18 protein-coding genes are annotated in these 20,700 nt (G+C 74.1%); 9 read left to right on the top strand and 9 right to left on the bottom strand.

Annotation, left to right across the window (positions count from 1 at the left end; all coding sequences use genetic code 11):
- Window positions 1-2: 2 nt before the first annotated feature.
- The 6 genes from K2224_RS09825 to K2224_RS09800 all read right to left on the bottom strand — a co-directional run bounded on the left by K2224_RS09825 (window position 3) and on the right by K2224_RS09800 (window position 7,273).
- Complete coding sequence (locus tag K2224_RS09825; protein WP_260692450.1) at window positions 3-1,952, bottom strand: biotin carboxylase N-terminal domain-containing protein; 1,950 nt, start codon at window positions 1,950-1,952, stop codon at window positions 3-5.
- Window positions 1,953-1,966: 14 nt separating this feature from the next.
- On the bottom strand, window positions 1,967-3,565 hold the full coding sequence (locus tag K2224_RS09820; protein WP_221906197.1) for an acyl-CoA carboxylase subunit beta: 1,599 nt from the start codon (window positions 3,563-3,565) through the stop codon (window positions 1,967-1,969).
- Entirely contained in the window at window positions 3,562-5,271 is a 1,710-nt protein-coding gene (locus K2224_RS09815) for an acyclic terpene utilization AtuA family protein (RefSeq protein ID WP_221906196.1), read from the bottom strand. Before K2224_RS09815 ends, K2224_RS09820 begins: the two co-directional genes overlap by 4 nt.
- Window positions 5,268-6,074 (bottom strand): TIGR03084 family metal-binding protein, encoded by an 807-nt coding sequence (locus K2224_RS09810; protein ID WP_221906195.1) that lies wholly within the window; start codon window positions 6,072-6,074, stop codon window positions 5,268-5,270. Before K2224_RS09810 ends, K2224_RS09815 begins: the two co-directional genes overlap by 4 nt.
- A 177-nt stretch (window positions 6,075-6,251) precedes the next feature.
- Complete coding sequence (locus K2224_RS09805; protein WP_221906194.1) at window positions 6,252-6,452, bottom strand: DUF397 domain-containing protein; 201 nt, start codon at window positions 6,450-6,452, stop codon at window positions 6,252-6,254.
- Window positions 6,453-6,454: 2 nt separating this feature from the next.
- Window positions 6,455-7,273: a helix-turn-helix transcriptional regulator gene (locus K2224_RS09800; RefSeq protein WP_221906193.1), complete on the bottom strand. Its 819-nt coding sequence runs from the start codon at window positions 7,271-7,273 to the stop codon at window positions 6,455-6,457.
- A gap of 106 nt (window positions 7,274-7,379) precedes the next feature.
- Between K2224_RS09800 and K2224_RS09795 the strand changes: the two genes are divergently transcribed.
- The 3 genes from K2224_RS09795 to K2224_RS09785 all read left to right on the top strand — a co-directional run bounded on the left by K2224_RS09795 (window position 7,380) and on the right by K2224_RS09785 (window position 8,936).
- Window positions 7,380-7,622, top strand: coding sequence for a hypothetical protein (locus K2224_RS09795; protein WP_221906192.1), 243 nt, complete (start codon window positions 7,380-7,382; stop codon window positions 7,620-7,622).
- A gap of 17 nt (window positions 7,623-7,639) precedes the next feature.
- Window positions 7,640-7,792: a hypothetical protein gene (locus tag K2224_RS09790; protein WP_221906191.1), complete on the top strand. Its 153-nt coding sequence runs from the start codon at window positions 7,640-7,642 to the stop codon at window positions 7,790-7,792.
- A gap of 121 nt (window positions 7,793-7,913) precedes the next feature.
- Window positions 7,914-8,936, top strand: coding sequence for an ETX/MTX2 family pore-forming toxin (locus tag K2224_RS09785; protein WP_221906190.1), 1,023 nt, complete (start codon window positions 7,914-7,916; stop codon window positions 8,934-8,936).
- Between the two features lie 311 nt (window positions 8,937-9,247).
- On the opposite strand, the gene K2224_RS09780 is transcribed toward K2224_RS09785, so the two are convergent.
- Entirely contained in the window at window positions 9,248-10,165 is a 918-nt protein-coding gene (locus tag K2224_RS09780) for an EamA family transporter (protein ID WP_398204723.1), read from the bottom strand.
- A 215-nt stretch (window positions 10,166-10,380) separates the two neighbouring features.
- On the opposite strand from K2224_RS09780, the gene K2224_RS09775 reads away from it, so the two are divergent.
- A complete protein-coding gene (locus tag K2224_RS09775; protein WP_221906189.1) occupies window positions 10,381-11,232 on the top strand; it encodes a LysR family transcriptional regulator in 852 nt (283 codons plus the stop codon).
- A 109-nt stretch (window positions 11,233-11,341) separates the two neighbouring features.
- Here K2224_RS09775 and K2224_RS09770 read toward each other — a convergent pair whose 3' ends face one another.
- Window positions 11,342-14,347: an FAD-binding and (Fe-S)-binding domain-containing protein gene (locus K2224_RS09770; RefSeq protein ID WP_260692448.1), complete on the bottom strand. Its 3,006-nt coding sequence runs from the start codon at window positions 14,345-14,347 to the stop codon at window positions 11,342-11,344.
- Window positions 14,348-14,460: 113 nt separating this feature from the next.
- Window positions 14,461-15,912 carry an FAD-binding oxidoreductase gene (locus tag K2224_RS09765; RefSeq protein ID WP_221906188.1) on the bottom strand — a complete coding sequence of 484 codons (1,452 nt, stop codon included), beginning with the start codon at window positions 15,910-15,912 and terminating at the stop codon, window positions 14,461-14,463.
- A gap of 79 nt (window positions 15,913-15,991) precedes the next feature.
- Here K2224_RS09765 and K2224_RS09760 point away from each other — a divergent pair, with 79 nt between their 5' ends.
- The 5 genes from K2224_RS09760 to K2224_RS09740 all read left to right on the top strand — a co-directional run bounded on the left by K2224_RS09760 (window position 15,992) and on the right by K2224_RS09740 (window position 20,568).
- Window positions 15,992-17,029, top strand: a complete 1,038-nt coding sequence (locus K2224_RS09760; RefSeq protein ID WP_221906187.1) for a YafY family protein — start codon at window positions 15,992-15,994, stop codon at window positions 17,027-17,029.
- A gap of 116 nt (window positions 17,030-17,145) precedes the next feature.
- Window positions 17,146-18,264: a phosphoserine transaminase gene (serC, locus tag K2224_RS09755; RefSeq protein ID WP_221906186.1), complete on the top strand. Its 1,119-nt coding sequence runs from the start codon at window positions 17,146-17,148 to the stop codon at window positions 18,262-18,264.
- Window positions 18,265-18,370: 106 nt separating this feature from the next.
- Window positions 18,371-18,784: a PPOX class F420-dependent oxidoreductase gene (locus tag K2224_RS09750; RefSeq protein ID WP_221906185.1), complete on the top strand. Its 414-nt coding sequence runs from the start codon at window positions 18,371-18,373 to the stop codon at window positions 18,782-18,784.
- A gap of 68 nt (window positions 18,785-18,852) precedes the next feature.
- Window positions 18,853-19,524: a GDSL-type esterase/lipase family protein gene (locus K2224_RS09745; protein ID WP_221909542.1), complete on the top strand. Its 672-nt coding sequence runs from the start codon at window positions 18,853-18,855 to the stop codon at window positions 19,522-19,524.
- Between the two features lie 42 nt (window positions 19,525-19,566).
- On the top strand, window positions 19,567-20,568 hold the full coding sequence (locus tag K2224_RS09740; protein ID WP_221906184.1) for an aldo/keto reductase: 1,002 nt from the start codon (window positions 19,567-19,569) through the stop codon (window positions 20,566-20,568).
- Window positions 20,569-20,700: the final 132 nt, after the last annotated feature.

Raw genomic sequence — 20,700 nt, 5'->3', positions numbered from 1 at the left:
GCTCAGTCGGCGACGACGGCGAGCAGGGTGCCCACCTCGACCTGCCGGCCGGTCCGGACGGGGAGGGCGGTCAGGGTGCCGGCCGCCGGTGCGGTGATCCTGTGCTCCATCTTCATGGCCTCCAGCCACATCAGCGGCTGGCCGGCCGCCACGCGGTCGCCCTCGGCCAGCCCGTCCGCGATCCGGACGACCGTGCCGGGCATCGGGGCGAGCAGCGAACCGGGCTCGGTACGGGCGGTGGGGTCGGGAAACCGGGGCAGCGCGGTGAAGGTGCGGGCGCCCAGCGGCGAGTCGACGTGGACCCGGTCGCCGTGGCGGGCGACCGCGAACGTCCGCCGCAGCCCGTCGACGTCCAGCACCACCTCGTCGGCGGCCAGGGCGACCAGCCGGACGCCGGGGTAGTCCTCGGCCGTCAGGCCCTCCCGCCCGAGCCGGTAGCGGATCTCGTGGATGGTGTCCGCGCGGGCGTAGCGCTTGACCTGCGGGCCGGCCGGGACGTTGCGGAAGCCCCCGAAGCGGGAGCGGCCGGATGCGTCGGCGAGTGCGGCGGCCAGTGCGGACAGGGCGTCGCCGGCGGTCTCCGGCGCGGTGAGGGCGGCGAGGTTGCGGTCGTAGAAGCCGGTGTCGAGCCCGGTGGCGGTGGCGAACTCGGGGTGCCGCAGGGAGCGGACCAGCAGCTCGCGGTTGGTGACCAGGCCGTGGATCCGGGCCCGTTCCAGGGCGCCCGCCAGCTTGCGGACGGCCTCGGCGCGGGTCGGCGCCCAGGCGATCACCTTGGCCAGCATCGGGTCGTAGTGGACGGTGACGGTGTCGCCGTCGGTCACCCCGGAGTCCAGCCGGACGCCGTCCGGTACGGCGATGCGGTGCACGGTGCCGGTCTGCGGCTGCCAGCCGGCCGCCGGGTCCTCGGCGTAGAGCCGGGCCTCGATGGCGTGGCCGTGCGGTTCGGGCAGCGCGGCGGGCAGCGGGCGGCCCTCGGCGACGGCGATCTGGAGGGCCACCAGGTCGAGCCGGTAGATCTCCTCGGTGACCGGGTGCTCCACCTGGAGGCGGGTGTTCATCTCCAGGAAGTACCCGCGGCCGTCGGCCGACACCAGGAACTCGACGGTGCCCGCGCCCCGGTAGCCGATGGCCCGTGCGGCCTGGGCGGCGGCCCGGAGCAGGGTGTCCCGGAGCGCGTCGGGCAGCCCGGGTGCCGGGGCCTCCTCGACGACCTTCTGGTGGCGCCGCTGGAGCGAGCAGTCGCGGGTGCCGAGCGTCCAGACGTCGCCGTGGGCGTCGGCGAGGACCTGCACCTCGACATGGCGCCCGCCCTCCACATAGGGCTCGACGAACACCTCGCCGTCCCCGAACGCAGCCGCGGCCTCCGCCTGTGCCGCCACCAACTCTCCGTCCAGCAAGGCCAGTTCGCGAACGATCCGCATACCGCGCCCGCCGCCGCCGGCCGCCGCCTTCACCAGCAGCGGCAGGTCCCCGGCGGCGACCGCGGCCGGGTCGACCGGGGCCAGCAGCGGCACCCCGGCCGCCGCCATCAGTTCCTTGGCGCGGGTCTTGGAGGCCATCGCCTCGATGGCGGCCGGCGGCGGCCCGATCCACACGAGCCCCGCGTCCACCACCGCCGCGGCGAACGCCCCGCTCTCGGAGAGGAAGCCGTACCCCGGGTGGACCGCGTCCGCCCCGGCCGCCAGCGCCGCCTTCACCAGCAGCTCACCGCGCAGATAGGTGTCCGCGGGCGCCTCCCCCGGCAGCCGGACCGCGACGTCCGCCTCCCGTACGTGCGCGGCGCCGGCGTCCGCGTCGGAGTACACCGCGACGGTGGCGATGCCCAGTTCACGGCAGGTGCGGAAGATGCGGCGGGCGATCTCGCCGCGGTTGGCGACCAGCACCGAACGGATCTCCACGGGGCCCGCCGCCCCGGACGCGGCCGCGGCCGCGGAATCGCTGGTTGTCACAGGAATCCCCTCCCTCACATCCGGAAGACGCCGAAGCCGCCCCGCGCGCCCTCGACCGGCGCGGAGTGCACGGCGGACAGGCACAGCCCGAGGACGGTACGGGTGTCCCGCGGGTCGATGACGCCGTCGTCGTACAGCCGCCCGGACAGGAACATCGGCAGCGACTCGGCCTCGATCTGCCGCTCCACCATGGCGCGCAGCGCCGCGTCGCCGTCCTCGTCGTAGGGCCGGCCCTTCGCCTCGGCCGAGGCGCGGGCCACGATCGAGAGGACGCCGGCGAGCTGCTGCGGGCCCATCACCGCCGACTTGGCGCTCGGCCAGGCGAACAGGAACCGCGGGTCGTAGGCCCGTCCGCACATCCCGTAGTGCCCGGCCCCGTACGAGGCGCCCATCAGGACCGACAGATGCGGGACCCGCGAGTTGGACACCGCGTTGATCATCATCGCGCCGTGCTTGATGATGCCGCCCTGCTCGTACTCCCGGCCGACCATGTAGCCGGTGGTGTTGTGCAGGAAGAGCAGCGGGATGTCCCGCTGGTTGGCCAACTGGACGAACTGCGCGGCCTTCTGGGACTCCGCGCTGAACAGCACGCCCTGGGCGTTGGCGAGGATCCCGACCGGATAGCCGTGCAGCTCCGCCCACCCCGTCACCAGACTCGCCCCGTACAGCGGCTTGAACTCGTCGAAGTCCGAGCCGTCGACGATCCGGGCGATCACCTCGCGCGGGTCGAAGGGGGCCCGCAGGTCGCCGGGGACGATGCCGAGCAGCTCCTCCTCGTCGTACTCCGGCGGCGCGGCCGGGCCCGGATCGGCGTGCGCCTTGCGCCAGTTGAGGCGCGCCACCACCCGCCGCGCCTGCCGCAGCGCGTCCGGCTCGTCCACCGCGAAGTAGTCGGCCAGCCCCGACGTCCGGGCGTGCATCTCCGCCCCGCCCAGCGACTCGTCGTCGCTCTCCTCGCCGGTCGCCATCTTCACCAGCGGCGGCCCGCCGAGGAAGACCTTGGCCCGCTCCTTCACCATGATCACGTGGTCCGACATCCCGGGGACGTACGCGCCGCCGGCCGTGGAGTTGCCGAAGACCACCGCGACCGTCGGGATCCCGGCCGCCGAGAGCCGCGTCAGGTCCTTGAAGAGCGCCCCGCCGGGGATGAAGATCTCCTTCTGGCTCGGCAGGTCGGCGCCGCCGGACTCCACCAGGCTGACCACCGGCAGCCGGTTGGCGAGGGCGATCTCATCGGCCCGCAGCGCCTTCTTCAGCGTCCAGGGATTGCTCGCCCCGCCGCGCACCGTCGGGTCGTTGGCGGTGATCAGGCACTCCACGCCCTCGACCACCCCGATGCCGGTGACCAGCGACGCCCCCACCGCGTAGTCGCTGCCCCAGCCGGCGAGCGGCGACAGCTCCAGGAACGGCGTATCGGGGTCCAGCAGCAGCTCGATCCGCTCCCGGGCCGGCAGCTTGCCCCGCCCGCGGTGCCGGGCCACGTACTTCTCGCCCCCGCCGGCGAGCGCCCTGGCATGCTCGGCCGCCACCTCCCCGAGCTTCTCCAGCATCACCGCCCGCCGCTCGGCGTACTCGGCACCGGCCACGTCCAGCCCGCTCCGCAGGACGGTCATAGCAGCACCTCCGGTATCTCCATGTGACGGGAGCGCAGCCACTCCCCCAGTGCCTTGGCCTGCGGGTCGAACCGGGCCTGCGAGGCGACGCCCGCCCCTAACAGCCCCTCGACGGTGAAGTTCAGCGCCCGCAGATTCGGCAGCACCTCCCGCCGCACCGCCAATCCGGCTGTCTCCGGCAGGAGTTCGCGCAGCCGCTCGACGGTGAGGGCGTGCGCCAGCCAGCGCCAGCCGTCGGCCGTCCGGGCCCACACCCCGATGTTGGCCGAGCCGCCCTTGTCGCCGCTGCGCGCCCCGGCGACGCGTCCCAGCGGGGCCCACCGGACCGGCCCGTCCGGCAGCGGCTCCGGCAGCTCCCCCGCCACGGCGTCCGGCCCGTCCGCCGAGGCGGGCCCGGGCGCGACCGCCACCCGCGCCCCGTCCGGCAGCACCGCCACCTGCCGGACGTCCGCCGCCGGCACATACGCCGCCTCGAACACCCCGTACGGGGCGCCCTTGCCCGGCGGCGCCGTCACATGGAAGCCCGGGTAACTGGCCAGCGCCAGCTCGACCGCCGCCCCGCTCACCGCCCGCCCCACAGCCTCCGCTTCCGGGTCCCGCACCACCAGCCGCAGCAGCGCGCTCGCCTCCTCCTGCGCGCCCGCATCGGCGTGATCGGTGCGCGCCAGCGTCCAGGTCACCTCCCTCGGGCGGCACCCGGCCCGCTCCAGCGCCTCCGTCAACTGCCCGCGCACCAGCTCGGCCTTGGCCTCGATGTCGAGGCCGGTGAGCACGAACACCACCTCGTTGCGCCAGCCGCCCATCCGGGTCAGCCCGACCTTCAACGTCGCCGGCGGCGCCTCGCCCCGCACCCCCTCGATCCGCACCCGGTCCGGCCCGTCCGCCGCGAGCCGTACGGTGTCCAGCCGCGCCGTGACGTCCGGCCCCGGATAGCGCGCCCCGGCCGTCTCGTAGAGCAGCTGGGCCGTCACCGTCCCCACCGTCACCGCTCCCCCGGTCCCCGGATGCTTGGTGATCACCGCGCTGCCGTCCGCACGGACCTCGGCCAGCGGGAACCCCGGCCGCCGCACGTCGCCCAGCTCCTCGAAGAACGCGTAGTTCCCGCCCGTCGCCTGCGCCCCGCACTCCAGCACATGCCCCGCGACCACCGCCCCCGCCAGCCGGTCGTGGTCGTCCGCCGCCCAGCCGAAGTGCGCCGCGGCCGGCCCGCTGACCAGCGCCGCGTCCGTCACCCGCCCGGTGACCACGACATCCGCCCCCGCCCGCAGGCACGCCGCGATCCCCGCGCCCCCCAGATAGGCATTGGCGGTGAGCACGCCCTCGCCCCACCCCCGCCCCACCAGGTCGTCCCCCTCGACGTGCGCGACCCGCACCGGCACCCCGACCCGCTCGCTCAACTCCCTGACGGCGTCCGCGAGTCCGGCCGGATTCAGCCCGCCCGCATTAGTCACGATCTTCACGCCCCGCTCGACGGCGAGCCCGAGCCCCTCCTCCAACTGCCGCAGAAACGTCCTGGCGTACCCCAGCCGCGGGTCCTTCAGCCGGTCCCGCCCGAGGATCAGCATCGTCAGCTCGGCCAGGTAGTCCCCGGTCAGCACGTCCAGCGGCCCGCCGGTCAGCATCTCCCGCACGGCCTCGAACCGGTCGCCGTAGAAGCCGGACGCGTTCCCGATCCGTAACGGCGCCACGCTCCCCGGCCCCGTCACCGCCGCACCACCTCGCCCGGCGCCCGGCCCGGCCCCGCCGGCCCCGCGAAGGACTGCGCGATGCCCAACCACCGCTCGGCGTCCGCCCCCACCGCCACCAGCGAGACGTCGTCCCGGTGCGCCCGCTGCGTCACCAGCAGGCAGAAGTCCAGCGCCGGCCCGCTGACCCGCTGCGCCGCGTCCTCCGGCCCGAACACCCACGCCTCGCCGCCCGGCCCCGTCAACTCGACCCGGAACTCCTCCGCCGGCGGCGTCAGTCCGTGCACCGCATACGCGTAGCCCCTGGCCCGCACCCCGATCCGGGCCACATGCCGCAACCGGGCCGTCGGCACCCGCCGCACCCCCAGCGCGTCCGCCACGTCCTGCCCGTGCGCCCAGGTCTCCATCAGCCGCCCGGTGGCCATCGACGCCACGCTCATCGGCGGCCCGTACCACGGCAGTTTCTCCCCCCGGGGCCGTCCCGCCAGCACCTCCAGCAGCTCGGCCCGACCGGCCCGCCACCGCGCCAGCAGCTCGGCGGGGGCCAGCCGCGCGCCGCGCTCGGCCCCCTCGTCCACGAACGTCTCCGGCGCGGTGAGCGCCGCCTGCGCCTCCCGCGCGAACCCCTCGGGATCGACCGCGGACCGCACGGCCCGCTCGTCGGTCCACAACAGGTGCGCGATCTGGTGCGCGATGCTCCATCCGGCGGCCGGGGTCGCCCGCCCCCACTCCGCTTCGGGCAGCCCCGCCACCAGCCCGTCCACTTCCTCACCCTCGGCCCGCAGGTCCGCCAGGACCTCCCGAACCTCCCGCGGATCGGCCATCGCGCGCTCTCCTCATCCACGCCGGTGCGCTCATGTCCCTCACGGACAGGGCGCGTTGACATCTGCTGCGGTGATGCGAGAACCGAGGGTGGCAGCACCCCCGGAAACAATCAAGCATGCCTGCATGATTTTCTGCCATGGCGCGCCGCCGCATACACGACGCGCGAGTACCCCGCGTTACGGCCGCACAGGCCCCGACGCGGCGTAACGGACGAACGCGGCCCAGGCGGCGGGGGCGAGGGTGAGGCGGGGGCCGGGCTTGTCCTTGGAGTCGCGTATGAGGACGCGAGCGGTGGTCGGGCTGGTGGCGATCTCGACGCATTCGCCGCCGGCGGAACCGCTGTAGCTCGACTTGCGCCAGACCAGTTCGGTGCTCATAACTACCCCGCCAACTTCTCGATGAATTGCAGGGATTCCCTGGTGGACAGGGCCTGCGTACGGATCATGGCATAGCGCTGCACAAGTTCGGCGACCTTCTTCCGGTCGGAGACGAGCTGACTCCTGGCATGCCCTTCTACATAGCCCAGCGTGCGCGGGTCAGGCATGTCCAGCAAGACCAGCGCACCGTCGAGGCACGGATGCTCCTCGATGTTCGTCGGCATGACCTGGAGGGTTACGTTGCGCAGGTGTAGCCGCTCCAAGACCTCCGCCATCTGTTCCCGGTGGATTTCCCGGCCACCGATCGGGCGCTCCAAGGCACACTGCTCAACGACGAAATGGAGCGGCGGCCGATCTTCGCGGGTGAGCAACCCTTGACGCTCAAGCCTGCCGGAAACCAAGCGCTCCACCTCTTCGTCGGCATGGACAGGGACGTGCGATTCGATCACCGCACGCGCGTAGTCCTTCGTCTGCAACAGCCCCGGCACGACCAGCGTCTCGTACGAGCATCGACGTACGCACTTCCGCTCCAGCTTCGCGACATCGCGGAAGAACATCGGATACTGCGCCTCCTCCAGCAGCGGAATCGCCGCTTTCAGCACACCCCTCGCGCCCAGCAGTTCGTCCGCCCGCTCCACCGTGGCCGGTTCCGGGATGCGCTGGGCCAGCTCGTACGACTTGATCGTGTGGGACGCGTAACCGAGCTTCCTGCCAAGCTCCTCTCGGCTCAGCTCGGCGAGTTCCCGGAAGAGCTTGAGCTGCCCCCCGAAGACGCGCAGCGCCTTCGACGTCCCCTCCGCGCTACCGCCTGAATTCATCATGCTGCCGACCTCCTCGGATACCGCCGTCACCGCACGCCACTACGAACACTCTCCGTATGCGCGCCACTACTGGTCAGGCTAGGCAGGCCGCTCGACCATCGGAGTCATGAATCAGAAAAACCCCTCATCCGGGGACAGTGCTTTGGCCCAAGGGCAGCGGGCGGCAGAGGAGTTGGCGTCCGCACTGACCACCGCCGGATTCACCCTTCCCTCGCTCCGGGGCGACTATCCCGTCATGGATCGGGGCCGCGTCGAACTGGGCGGGATTTCCGCGTCCGAGGCGTCCCGGCTGGCGGCCTGGGTTCGCGAACGTACGGAGAATCAGCGGGGGCGGGAGCACGGCCGGTGAAGATCAGCCCGCGGCGCATGACGCTGTCCGTGTACCGGGTCTCGGCGGCCGGGGTGCGTACCCCGCTCCGTAGGGTCGTCGTGCGGACCGACGACCCACCGCGGTTCGTCGACGAGACGCCGGGGCGTTACCCGCCCTGCGAATGCCCCAGTTGCGCGCCCAAGACCTGACCCAAGACGTGACCCAAGACGTGAATCGGGACCAAAGTCCCTATGTGCCGGGGAAGATCGCCGATTGCATGGCTTCCCAAGGCATTTCCGCTCTTCCAACCCCCAACGGATTGGGTCCCCCATGAGCCATGTCTCCAGACGGCGTCTCCTCGCCGCCGTCCCCGTCGCCGGCCTCGCGGCGGCCGTCCCCGTTTCCCTCGCGACCGCGGGTGCCGCGGTCGCGGCACCCAGCCGTCCGAACGCCCCGCAGGCCGCCACTCCCCGCAAGGCGGCCGCCCGCTCGCTCCAGGAGATCACGGACGAGTGGGGGAAGTGGATGGCCCGGGAACGGTTCCCCGGTTCCAACGGCTGCCGCTTCACCGCCTCCACGGACTACGGGCAGCGCGGTGAGCTGGGCAGTTACCACAAGTACCAGGTGAGCACGGCGTACACCGGCATCACCTACGACCCCAAGGCCCCCTCGCCCATACCGGGCCAGGTCAGCTCCGTGACGACCAACTACCGCAACGGGTCGTCCGTCGAACAGACCGTCACGTACAAGCAGAGCAAGACGACCGAGCAGGACCTGCGGATCTCGGTGACCGAGTCGCTGAAGATCGGCGTATCGATGGAGGTCTCGGCCGAGATCCCGGCCGTGGCCAAGGTGTCGGAGACCACCTCCATCGAGACGAACCTCTCCTCTACGCAGGAGTACTCCCACAAGGAGACGCAGAACTGGAGCGTCGACCTCCCCCTGAAGATCCCGGCCAAGTCGGCGATCGAGGCGTCCCTCGTGATCGGCACCCAGAAGTACGACATCGACTGGACGGCCACGGTCGGCATGTCGGGAGCGGTGGCGATCTGGTTCAACGACAAGGTCGATCTCAACCACGACGGCGACTACCACTGGCTCTGGTTCGTCCCCATCGAGGAGGTGTTCCGCGACTGCCGCGCGCACTCGATCATCGACACCTCCGGCTACGAGATCACCGGTAGCGGCGTGGACGCCTTCGCCAGCGGGAAGTTCGGCGGCGGCCAGGGCGTGTCCGTCAACGTGAACGTGGTGCAGAAGGATCTCGACGGCCGCACGAAGCGGAGCGCCCCGCTGTCGATGCCCGTGCCGCTCACCCCGGACGGCAAGAAGGTCATCCGCTCCGGCCGCTGATCCCTCCCCGCACCGCCCCACTCGCGTCAGCCCCCACCCACCGTCTCCATGACCACCCACGGGAGGGGACGGGTCGGAGGGGCAGGGGGTGTGTCCGGACGTAAAGCGCAGCAGTCCGGACACACCCCCTGCCCCGGAGGCCCGTCACCGCACCCAACAGCCCCGCGCAGCGGACCGACAACGCGCAGCGGACCAACAACGCCCGCGAAGCGGGCCGGAAACGCCCCGCGCAGCGGACCGGCGCCGCCAGGCGCAAAAAGGCGAACCCCTACGGCGGGAGAGCCGACAACGTGGGAAGCGCCGACCAATCCTCACCGGCGAGAGCCACTGAGCACCGCCCCCGCGCTGGCCACCACCACCAGCCCGATCGCCAGCACCTCGACCCACCCCAACGCCTGCCCCAGCACCAGGAACCCGGCCGTGGCCGCCGCGGCCGGTTCCAGGCTCATCATCACCGCGAACCCCGAGGCCGGCAGCTTCCGCAGCGCCAGCAGCTCCAGCGTGTACGGCAGGACCGACGACATCAGCGCCACGGCGGCGCCCAGCCCCAGCGTCACCGGGTCCAGCAGCGCGGTGCCCGCGCTGAGCGCGCCCAGCGGCAGGCTCAGCACCGCCGCGACCGCCATCGCCAGCGCCAGCCCGTCCGCCTGTGGGAAGCGCTGCCCGGTGCGCGCCGACAGCAGGATGTACGCCGCCCACAACCCACCGGCGGCCAGCGCGCACCCGGCGCCGACGAGGTTCAGCCCGTCGAGCCCCTCGCGGCCCAGCAGCACCACACCTCCCAGGGCCAGCACTGCCCACAGCACGCTCAGCAGCCGCCGCGACGTCACCACGGAGAGGATCAGCGGTCCGAGGAATTCCAGGGTGACCGCGGCCCCGAGCGGAATCCGGTCGATCGCCTGGTAGAAGAGCGAGTTCATGCCGACGAGCGCGACGCCGAAGGCGACGACCGTGGCCCAGTCGCCCCGCGAGTGGCCCCGCACCTTCGGCCGGCAGGCGACGAGCAGCACCAGCGCCGCGACGACCAGCCGCAGCGTGACCACACCCAGCGCCCCGGCCCGCGGGAACAGCAGCACCGCCACCGACGCCCCGAACTGCAGCGAGACGACCCCGCCGACGACCAGCCCCACCGACACCAGCCGGCCCCGTGCCCGCGCCGCCGCCGTATCGCCCAGCCCGCGGGCCGCGGCCCACTCCTCCGCCGACAGCACCTCGCGCGAGGGCGGCACGGGCCCGGGTATCCCGGGCGCGACGGACGCGACGGACGGTGAAACAGGCCCGGCGGACGACGACGCGGACCCTACGGAAGAAGGAGACAGGGAAGGAGCAGAAGCAGACTCGGCGGACGACCCGGACGGCGCGGAGGAAGCATTCACGTCCCCACGCTACGACCCACGTTCGCGCACGTGAAATGCCATTTCGCCGGTTGTTATGCTCCGCACGCATGAGCCTCGAGCTGCGTCATCTCCGCTGCTTTCTCGCCATCGCCGACACCCTCAGCGTGACCCGCGCCGCCGAACGCCTCCACCTCACCCAGCCCGCCGTCTCCCGCACCCTCCGCCAGCTGGAGGCGGCGTTGGGCGTCCGCCTCGTCGAGCGCACCACCCACCACCTCGCCCTCACCCCGGACGGCCTCGCCTTCCGCGACCGGGCGGCACTGGCCGTCTCCGCCTTCGACCGCGCCCTGGCCTACGGCCGCCGCACCGGCTGGCCGCTCCGCCTGGGCCACGCCTGGTCGGCGGCCGGCGCGGAGACCACCACGCTGCTGCGCCGCTGGCACGAGGAACACCCTCAGACGCCGCTGGAACTCCTCCGGATCGACGACCGCACCGCCGGTCTCGCCCGCGGCGACGTGGACGCGGCCCTGCTCCGGGGCGAGGTCACCGCCCCCGGCCTGATCACCGAGGAGCTGACGACCGAGCCCCGGGTGGCCGGCCTCCCCTCCGACGACCCGCTGGCCGGCCGCACCGCCCTCTCCCTCGCCGACCTCGCCTCCCGCACCATCGCCCTGAACACGGTCTCCGGCACGACCGCCCTCGACCTCTGGCCGCCGGACGCCCGCCCCACGTCCACGATCACCATCGGCAACACCGACGACTGGATCGCCGCCATCACGGGCGGCCGCGCGGTGGGCGTCACCACCTCCGCCACCGCCGGCATGCACCCGCACCCCGCGATGGCCTACGTCCCGCTGACCGACGCCCCGGCCGTCCCCGTCGTCATCGCCTGGCGCGACGGCCCCGGCCACCCCCGCATCCCGGCCCTGGTGGCACTGGCCCGCGAGGTCCTGGCCTGAGCCACTCCCGACGGACCTCCGCGGCTCCCGGCGTCCGTCTTCCGGACGCCGACGTCTCCGTCGGCACCGGCGTCGGCACCCGAACACGGGAGACGACGAACGCGCCCCGTCAGTGCCCTCCCCCGGCGCCCTCCCTTCCCGGTGCCGTCCCCTCCGGCAGTGCCTCTGCCAGCACCTCCGCCAGGTGGCGGCCGCGGCGGCCGCCGAGTTGGGCGAGTTGGGTGCGGCAGGAGAAGCCGTCGGCGAGGATTTCGGCGTGCGGGGCGGCCCCGCGGACGGCGGGGAGGAGCTGGTCCTCGGCGCAGGCCGCCGAGACGTCGTAGTGGCCGCGTTCGAAGCCGAAGTTGCCGGCCAGACCGCAGCAGCCGCCGCTCAACGCCCCGGTGAGGCCGGCGCGTTCGCGAAGGCGGCGGTCGGCGGCGTCGCCGAGGACGGCGTGCTGGTGGCAGTGGGTCTGGCCGGCGACCGGGCGGTCGATCCGGGGCGGGGTCCAGTCGGGGGCCAGCTCCTCCAGTACCTCGGCGAAGGTGCGGACGGCGGCGGCGAGCCGGGCGGCCCGGGGATCGTCGGCGAGCAGCTCCGGCAGGTCCGTGCGGAGCGCCGCGGCGCAGCTCGGTTCGAGGACGACCAGGGGGCGGCCGGGGCGCACCAGGGGGCCGAGCACCTCCACGGTCCGGCGCATGACGGCCCGGGCCCGGGTGAGTTGGCCGGTGGAGACGTAGGTCAGGCCGCAGCAGAGGCCGGGGCGGTGGAGCCGGGGCAGCGGGAGCGAGGGGCGCGTCGCCAGGGGGGCGGTGGGTGGGAGCAGGGGCCGCAGCCCGGCGGCTTCCAGGACGCGGACGGCGGCGCGGCCCACCTCCGGGGAGAGGTGGTCGGTGAAGGTGTCGGGCCACAGGACGACCGTCCTGCCGCCGGTGGGGGCACCCGCCGTGGCGTGCCGGCGCCACCACCACCGGCGGAAGGTCACCCCCGCGAGCGCCGGGATCTCCCGCTCCGGGGCGATGCCGGCGAGCCGCTTGGCGGCCGCGGCCAGCGGGGTGCGGGCGAGGGCGTTGAGCACCGGTGCGGCGGGGGCCGCGGCGCGCAGCCACTGCGGCAGGCGGCCCATGGCGTAGTGGGCGGCGGGGCGGATCCGGCCCTCGTAGTGGTGGTGCAGGAACTCCGCCTTGTAGGTGGCCATGTCGACGCCCACGGGGCAGTCGCTGCGGCAGCCCTTGCAGGACAGGCAGAGGTCGAGGGCGTCGCGCACCTCCGGGGAGCGCCAGCCGTCGGTGACCACCTCGCCGGCCAGCATCTCGTGCAGCAGCCGGGCGCGGCCGCGGGTGGAGTGCTGCTCGTCGCCGGTGGCCCGGAAGGACGGGCACATGACGTCGGTCGACCCCGGACCGAGCTGCTCCGTACGGCACTTGGCGACGCCGACGCAGCGGCGGACGGCGGCGGAGAAGTCGCCGTCGTCGTGCGGATAGCCGAACTCCACCGGGACCGGGCCCTTGGGCAGCGGGGCGAAGCGGAGGTTGTCGTCGAGGCGGTCGGGGCGGACGAGGATGCCGGGGTTGAGGCCGGCGGCCGGATCCCAGAGGTCCTTGAACCGGCCGAAGAGGCCGACCAGTTCGTCGCCGTACATCGCGGGGAGGAGTTCGGCGCGGGCCTGGCCGTCACCGTGCTCGCCGGAGAGCGAGCCGCCGTGTGCCACCACCAGGGCGGCGAGGTCGGTGGAGAACTCCCGGAAGCGGCGGATGCCGGGCGGGGTGAGCAGGTCGAAGTCGATCCGGACGTGGATACAGCCGTCGCCGAAGTGGCCGTAGGGGGTGCCGCGCAGGCCGTGCTGGGCGAGCAGGGCGCGGAAGTCCCGCAGATACGGGCCGAGTCGGGCGGGCGGGACGGCGCAGTCCTCCCAGCCGGGCCATGCCTCACTGCCGTCGGGCAGGCGCGTCGCGGTGCCGGAGGCGTCCTCGCGGATCCGCCACAGGGCGCGCTGGCCGGCCGGGTCGGTGACGAGGGTGTGGCCGGTGGCACCGTCGGCCCGCGCCGCGCGGCACAGCTCCTCGGCCCGGGCGGCGGCCTCGGCGCGGCTCGCCCCGCCGGCCTCGACGAACAGCCAGGCGCCGCCGTCCGGCAGCCCGGTGGCGTCCTTGCCGACGAGGTCGGCGGCCATTCCCTCGACGGTCAGCGGGCGATACGGGAGAAGGGTGTGCGCGGCCTCGGCGGCGGCGCTCTCGTCGGGGTAGCCGAGGACGGCCAGCGCGCGGGCCGCGGGGGCCTCGACGAGCCGGACGGCGGCCTCGGTGACGACGCCGAGGGTGCCCTCGCTGCCGGTCAGGGCGCGGGCCAGGTCGGTGCCGACCTCGGGGAGCAGGGCATCCAGGGCGTAGCCGGAGATGCGGCGCGGGAGGCCGGCCGGATAGCCGGTGCGCAGCAGCGCCAACTCGCCGTCCACCAGGGCCTTGACGCCGTCGCGCAGGCGCGGTGGGAGGCCGGTGGGGCGGCCTTCGGGGTCGGTGCCGCGGCCGGCCCGGACCGCCTCGCCGCCGTAGGTGAGCACGTCCAGGGTGCGGACGTTGTCGGCGGTGGTGCCCCAGGCGACGGAGTGCGAGCCGCAGGAGTTGTTGCCGATCATGCCGCCGAGGGTGCAGCGGCTGTGGGTGGAGGGGTCGGGGCCGAAGGTCAGGCCGTGCGGGGCGGCGGCGGCCCGGAGGTCGTCGAGGACGACGCCGGGCTGGACGACGGCGGTGCGGGCCTCGGGGTCCAGTGCGACGATCCGGCGCATATGGCGGGTGAAGTCCAGGACGGCGCCGATGCCGGTGGACTGCCCGGCGATACTGGTGCCCCCGCCGCGCGGCACCACCGGGACGCCGCGGGCGCGGCAGATCCGCAGCGCCGCGGCGACGTCCTCGGCGTCCCAGGGCGCGACCACCACCTCCGGGACCCGCCGGTAGTTGGACGCGTCCATCGTCATCAGGGCGCGGTCCGCGGCGGCGGCCGAGACCTCGCCCCGTATGGCCGCGGCGAGTTCGCGGGCCAGGTCCCGGCGGGCGGTCGCCGCCCGGTCCGCCGCCCGACCGCTCGTGCCCGATCCGTCGCCGTTGTGCTTGTCCGTCTCCGTGCGATCAGCCATGCCCCCAGCCTGCCCCTGGAGGGAGGGGGCACGGCAAGGGCTGTGGACAACGGTGTGGCGGGAGTCCCGGGGCCCGACGACGGGGTCGGGCGCGGCGGCGGACGCCGCGGGTCTCACACCGCGTACGGATGGAAGCGGAAGACGTTCTCCGGGTCGTGGGCGGCCTTGAGGCCCGCCAGCCGGGACCGGACCGCCGCGCCGTGGGTGCTGCGGGCCACCTCGGCCGCGTCCGCCCGCCCCCGCTGCTCGCCGAGGAGGAAGTTGACGCTGCGGCCGAGCCGCCAGGGCGCAACGGCCGCCAGCACCTCGGCGTGTACGGCCCGTACGGTCGCCAGTTGGCCCTCGGGGTCGGTGTCGCCCAGTGGGGACAGCACCCGCAGTGCGAAGCGGGCCTCCCGGTGGCCCACCGCACCGGCCTCGCCGCCCACCGGGCCGGTCGCCAGCGCGCCGCCCAGGTGGTTCAGCTGCGCCACCACCATCACCGGGGCGGCCGGCCCGGCCAGCTTCGCCACCCGGTGCAGCGCCGCCGCGTCCAGGTCGCCGAGCAGCACGTTGTCGCCGTTGTACGCGTGCGGGTCGCTGGGGTCGCGGTGGATGGTGTGGGACTCCTCGTAGGGCATCTCGCGCAGGTCGTCGGAGACCGCCGGACCGACCGCGCGCAGTGGCGCCACCAGGCGCTCGCCGTCCTCGGCGCTGCCGGTGAACGCGATCCGGATCTGGAGGAGGTGGCGGCCGCGCAGCGGGGCCGGCAGCTGCGGCAGGTCCGGGTAGACGATCAGGCCGAGCGAGGAGGTCAGGGTGTCCGGGACGGTCCCGGTCCAGCGCAGGTAGGCGGCGAGCGCGTCGTCGATCTGCTCGGCGCCGAAGACCAGTTGGCCGCCGTAGAGCCGCGCGACCGGCACCAGCCCGAACTCCATGCCGGTGACCACCCCGAGGCCGTGTCCGCCGCCGAGCAGCCCCCAGAAGAGGTCGGGTTCGGTGTCGGCGGTGACCCGGACCCGGCGCGCGTCGGCGGTGACCAGGTCGATCGACCGGACGTGGTCGGCGGCGAAGCCGTAGGTGCGGGCCAGCACCCCGACGCCGCCGCCGAGGGTGTACGAGACCACGCCGACGCCCGGCGAGGAGCCGTTGAGCGGGGCGAGCCCGTGCGGCGCGGCGGCCGCGACGACCTGGGCCCAGACGGCGCCCGCGGCGACCCGGGCGGTGCCGGTCACCGGGTCCACGGCGACGTCCGTCATCCGCCGGGTGCTGATGAGCAGCCCGCCGTCGGTGGCGGTGGACAGCCCGTGCCCGGTGGCCTGGACGGCGACCGGCAGCCGCCGGGCGCGGGCGAAGCCGACCGCGGCGGCCACGTCGGCGGCGTCCACCGCGCCGACGATGACGGCGGGGCGGTGCCGGTGGCCGGCCTGGTATCCGGAGCGCTCGGCGTCGTACCCCTCGTCGCCGGGGCGGAAAACGGGGCCGCGGACCTGCCGTTCGAGGTCGGCGAGGGCGTCCGGGGCGGGCCGGGCGGGCACAGTGGCCGGGCGGTGCGAGGCAGTGGCGAGGGCGTCGGTCGTCGTCATGCAGCGCACTCTCCGGCAATAACCTGACACCGGCCGTCATATTTAGAACGCGGCCCGGGGGCGGGATATAAACCGGGGGGTGAAGGCCGACCGACTGCTCTCGATCCTGCTGCTGCTCCAGACCCGCGGCCGGGTCCCCGCGAGCGAACTGGCCGCCCGTCTGGAGGTCTCCACCCGCACCGTCTACCGCGACATCGAGGCGCTGTCGGCCTCCGGGGTGCCGGTGTACGCCGAGCGCGGCCGGCACGGCGGGATCGCGCTGCTGCCCGGTTACCGCACCGACGTCACCGGGCTGACCACCGACGAGGCCCGGGCGCTGTTCGTCCTGGCGGCGCAGGGCGCACACCGCGCGCTCGGCCTCGACGAGGCGCTGGGCTCGGCGCTGCGCAAGGTGATGGCGGCGCTGCCGGCCCCGCACCGCCCGCCTGCCGAACTCGTCGGCCGCCGCGTGCTGGTGGACCCCGACCGCTGGCTGAGCGGGCCCCGCCCGGCCGTCGACCTGGACGACCTGCAGACCGCCGTCTTCACCGACCGGCGGCTGCGCATCAGCTACCGGCACAGCGGCGAGCCCCGTCCGCGCACCTACACCGTCGACCCGTACGGGCTGGTCGCCAAGGCCGGCACCTGGTACCTGGTCGCCGACCGGCGCGGCCGGCCGCAGCTCTTCCGGGCCGACCGGGTGGCCTCGGCGACCGTCACCGACGCCCCGGTACGGCGGCGGCCGGACACGGAACTGGCGGACGTCTGGGCGCACTTGCGACAGCAGGTGGAGGAGCGGCCGGCGCCGGTGCGGGTGACCGCCCGGATCCGCCGGGAGCGGCTGGACATGGCGGTACGGATCCTGGGCACCGCGCTGACCGCACCGCCTCGTACGGAGGGCGGCGGGGAGCGCCGGGCGGACGGGACGGCCGCCGCCGGAGGCCCCTGCGACGGCCCCGGCGAAGACCCCGGCGACGGCTGGGCGTTGCTGGAGCTCGGGTACCCGGTGCTCTCCGCCGTCCGCCAGCTGCTCCAGTTCGGCGACTCCCTGGAGGTCCTGGACCCGCCCGAGGCGCGCCGCGTCCTGGCCGGCGCCGCGGCCGCGCTCACGGACCTCTACGCGGCGGACCGCCCCTGAGCCGGGTCCGCCGGGCCGGCCGCCCCCGTGACACCCCGCGTCCACACTCCGACCGGCCGTCATCTCACCGGCTGGACGCTCCGCCCGGCCCCCGCGCGACCCCTTAGGCTGCCCCCGTGGCTGATATCGAGATCCCCGCTGACATCAAGCCCGCCGACGGACGCTTCGGCGCGGGCCCCTCCAAGGTGCGGACGGAGGCGCTCGACGCGCTGGCCGCCACCGGTTCCTCGCTGCTCGGCACCTCGCACCGCCAGGCCCCGGTCAAGAACCTGGTCGGCAGGGTGCGGCAGGGCGTGCGCGACCTCTTCCAGCTCCCCGAGGGCTACGAGGTCGTCCTGGGCAACGGCGGTTCCACCGCGTTCTGGGACGTGGCGACGCACGGCCTGATCGAGAACAAGTCGCAGCACCTCTCCTTCGGCGAGTTCTCCTCGAAGTTCGCCAAGGCCGCCAAGCTGGCCCCCTGGCTGGCCGAGCCCACCGTCGTCGCCGCCGACCCGGGCACCCACCCCGAGCCGGTCGCCGAGGCGGGCGTGGACGTCTACGCCTTCACCCACAACGAGACCTCGACCGGTGTCATGGCCCCGATCCGGCGGGTGGCCGGCGCCGACGAGGGCGCGCTGGTGCTGGTCGACGCCACCTCCGGCGCCGGCGGCCTCCCGGTGGACATCACCGAGACCGATGTCTACTACTTCGCGCCGCAGAAGTCCTTCGCCTCGGACGGCGGCCTCTGGCTCGGCGTCTTCTCCCCGGCCGCCCTGGAGCGCGCCCGCAGGATCCACGCCTCCGGCCGGCACGTCCCGGAGTTCTTCTCGCTGCCCACCGCGATCGACAACTCCCTGAAGAACCAGACGTACAACACCCCCTCCCTCGCCACCCTCTTCCTGCTGAACGAGCAGCTGGAGTGGATCAACGGCCAGGGCGGCCTGGACTGGGCGGTCGGCCGCACCGCCACCTCCTCGCGCACCCTCTACGGCTGGGCCGAGGACTCCAAGCACGCCACCCCGTTCGTCACCGACCCCGCGAAGCGCTCGCAGGTCATCGGCACGATCGACTTCAACGACGACATCGACGCGGCGGCCATCGCCAGGACGCTGCGCGCCAACGGCATCGTCGACACCGAGCCCTACCGCAAGCTCGGCCGCAACCAGCTGCGGATCGCGATGTTCCCGGCCATCGACCCGGCGGACGTCGAGGCCCTGACGGCCTGCATCGACTACGTCGTCGAGCGCCTCTGACGGCGCCCCGCACCGGCCCGGGCGGGCCCCGGCGGACACGGCGCACGGCGCCCCCGCCGGGGCCCGCCCGCATGACGAATCGGGCGGGGTGTGCCTCCATGGAGGCATGAGGACCACCCCCAGCCCCGGTCTCGCCCCCTTCGAGAAGCAGACGACGATCCTGCTGACCACGTACAAGAGGGACGGCACCGGGGTCGGCACCCCGGTCAACGTCGCGGTGGACGGCGACCGCGCCTACTTCCGCACCGTCGGCAGCGCCGGCAAGGTCAAACGGATCCGGAACTTCCCCGAGGTGGAGTTCCGCGCCTCGACGTGGCGCGGGCGGCCCGTCGGACCGCCCGTCCGGGCCCGGGCCCGGCTGCTCGATGCGGACACCCGTGAATTCCGGCGCGCCGAGCGGTCGTTGACCCGCAAGTACCCGCTGATCCACGGACTGGTGGCGCCGCTCGTCCACCGGCTGCGCCGGGAGCGGACGCTCCACTACGAGCTGCGGCTCGTCGAGGACGCGCCCCCGCCGTAGCCGGGCGGCGTGGCCAGCGTCACGTACCCGTCGGTAGCGTTCTCGGACATCATGGCCGGATGAGGATCATGTGCGTCGGGGACTCGATGACGATCGGCAGCTCCGGCGACTTCACGTGGCGCTACCGGATGTGGCGGCACCTCACTGCCACCTACCCCGGCCCGTTCGCCCTCGTCGGCCCGCGCACCACCCTCCACGACCCGGCCACCGGCGCCGCGGACTCCTTCGCCTACGCCGATGCGGCCTTCCCCGAGAAGGCCCGCCACCACCTGGCCGGCTGGGGCGAGGGCTGGCTGCACATGGCGCCGCTGATAGAGGACGCGGTCCGCACGCACCGGGCCGACACCCTGCTGGTCTCCCTGGGCCTGATCGACCTCGGCTTCTACACCGACCCCGAGCAGACGGCGGAGAACGTCCGGCGCTTCGTGGCCGGCGCGCGGGCCGCCCGGCCGCGCGTCCGGGCGGTGCTGATGCCCGTGATAGCCAACATACGGGCCCTGGGCGACCCGGAGTTCGACGCCCAGTGCACCCGCTTCAACGAGCTGCTGGCCAAGGCGGTGGCCGACCTCTCCACGCCCGCCTCGCCGCTGCTGCTGGCCTCCGAGCCGGCCGGCTGGGACCTCGACCGGGCGACCTACGACGGCACCCACCCCTCGCCGCTCGGCGAGCACCTTCTGGCCGGGGCGTTCGCCGACGCACTGCACCAGGCGTGGGACGTCGGTGACCGCTACGCCCCCTGACCCCTTGCTTCGCGCCCGCTCCAAGGGCTTGGCTGGACGACCATGGAGTACACGCAGCTGGGACGCACCGGACTAAAGGTCAGCCGCCTCGTCCTCGGGACGATGAACTTCGGGCCGCAGACCGACGAGGCCGGCAGCCACCACATCATGGACGCCGCGCTGGACGCGGGCATCAACTTCTTCGACACCGCCAACGTCTACGGCTGGGGCGAGAACAAGGGCCGCACCGAGGAGATCATCGGCTCGTGGTTCGCCAAGGGCGGCGGCCGGCGGGAGAAGACCGTGCTGGCCACCAAGGTGTACGGGAACATGGCTCCGGACGGCACCCCGGCCTGGCCCAACCACGACCGGCTCTCCGCGCTCAGCATCCGCCGGGCGGTGGACGCCAGCCTCCGGCGGCTGGGCGCCGACCACATCGACCTCTACCAGTTCCACCACGTCGACCGGGCCACCCCCTGGGACGAGATCTGGCAGGCCGTCGACGTCCTCGTCCAGCAGGGGAAGATCCTCTACGTGGGGTCGTCGAACCACGCCGGCTGGCACCTCGCGCAGGCCAACGAGGCGGCCGCGCGCCGCGGTTCGTACGGCCTGGTCAGCGAGCAGTGCCTCTACAACCTCGCCGAGCGGCGGGCCGAGATGGAGGTCGTCCCGGCCGCCCGGGCCTACGGGCTGGGTGTCATCCCCTGGTCGCCGCTGCACGGCGGGCTGCTGGGCGGGGCGCTCCGCAAGGAGCGGGAGGGCGGCGGGGCGGGCCGCTCGACCTCCGGCCGGTCCGCGGCCGCCCTGGCCGACCCGGCGATCCGGGCGCAGATCCAGACCTACGAGGACCTGGTCGGCAAGCACGGCCTGGAGCCGGGCGAGGTGGCGCTGGCCTGGCTGCTCACCCGGCCCGGGGTGACCGGCCCGATCGTGGGCCCGCGCACCGCCGACCAGCTCGCCTCCGCACTGCGCGCGGTGGAGCTGGCGCTGCCGGCGGAGCTGCTGGCGGGCCTGGAGGAGGTCTTCCCGGGGCCGGGGCCGTCGCCGGAGGCGTTCGCCTGGTGAGACGCGGGGTCAGCGCAGCGCCGCCGCCACGACGACGACGATCAGCAGCACGGCGAGCAGCCCGGACATGATCCGGTTACGGGTCTTGGGATCCACCCTTTGAGCGTAACCGGGGCGGAACCGGGCGCCGCA

The sequence above is a fragment of the Streptomyces sp. BHT-5-2 genome, assembly GCF_019774615.1.
GTDB lineage: Bacteria > Actinomycetota > Actinomycetes > Streptomycetales > Streptomycetaceae > Streptomyces.
Note: the sequence above shows the minus strand (reverse complement) of the source record. Positions and strands in the feature narration are given on the sequence as shown.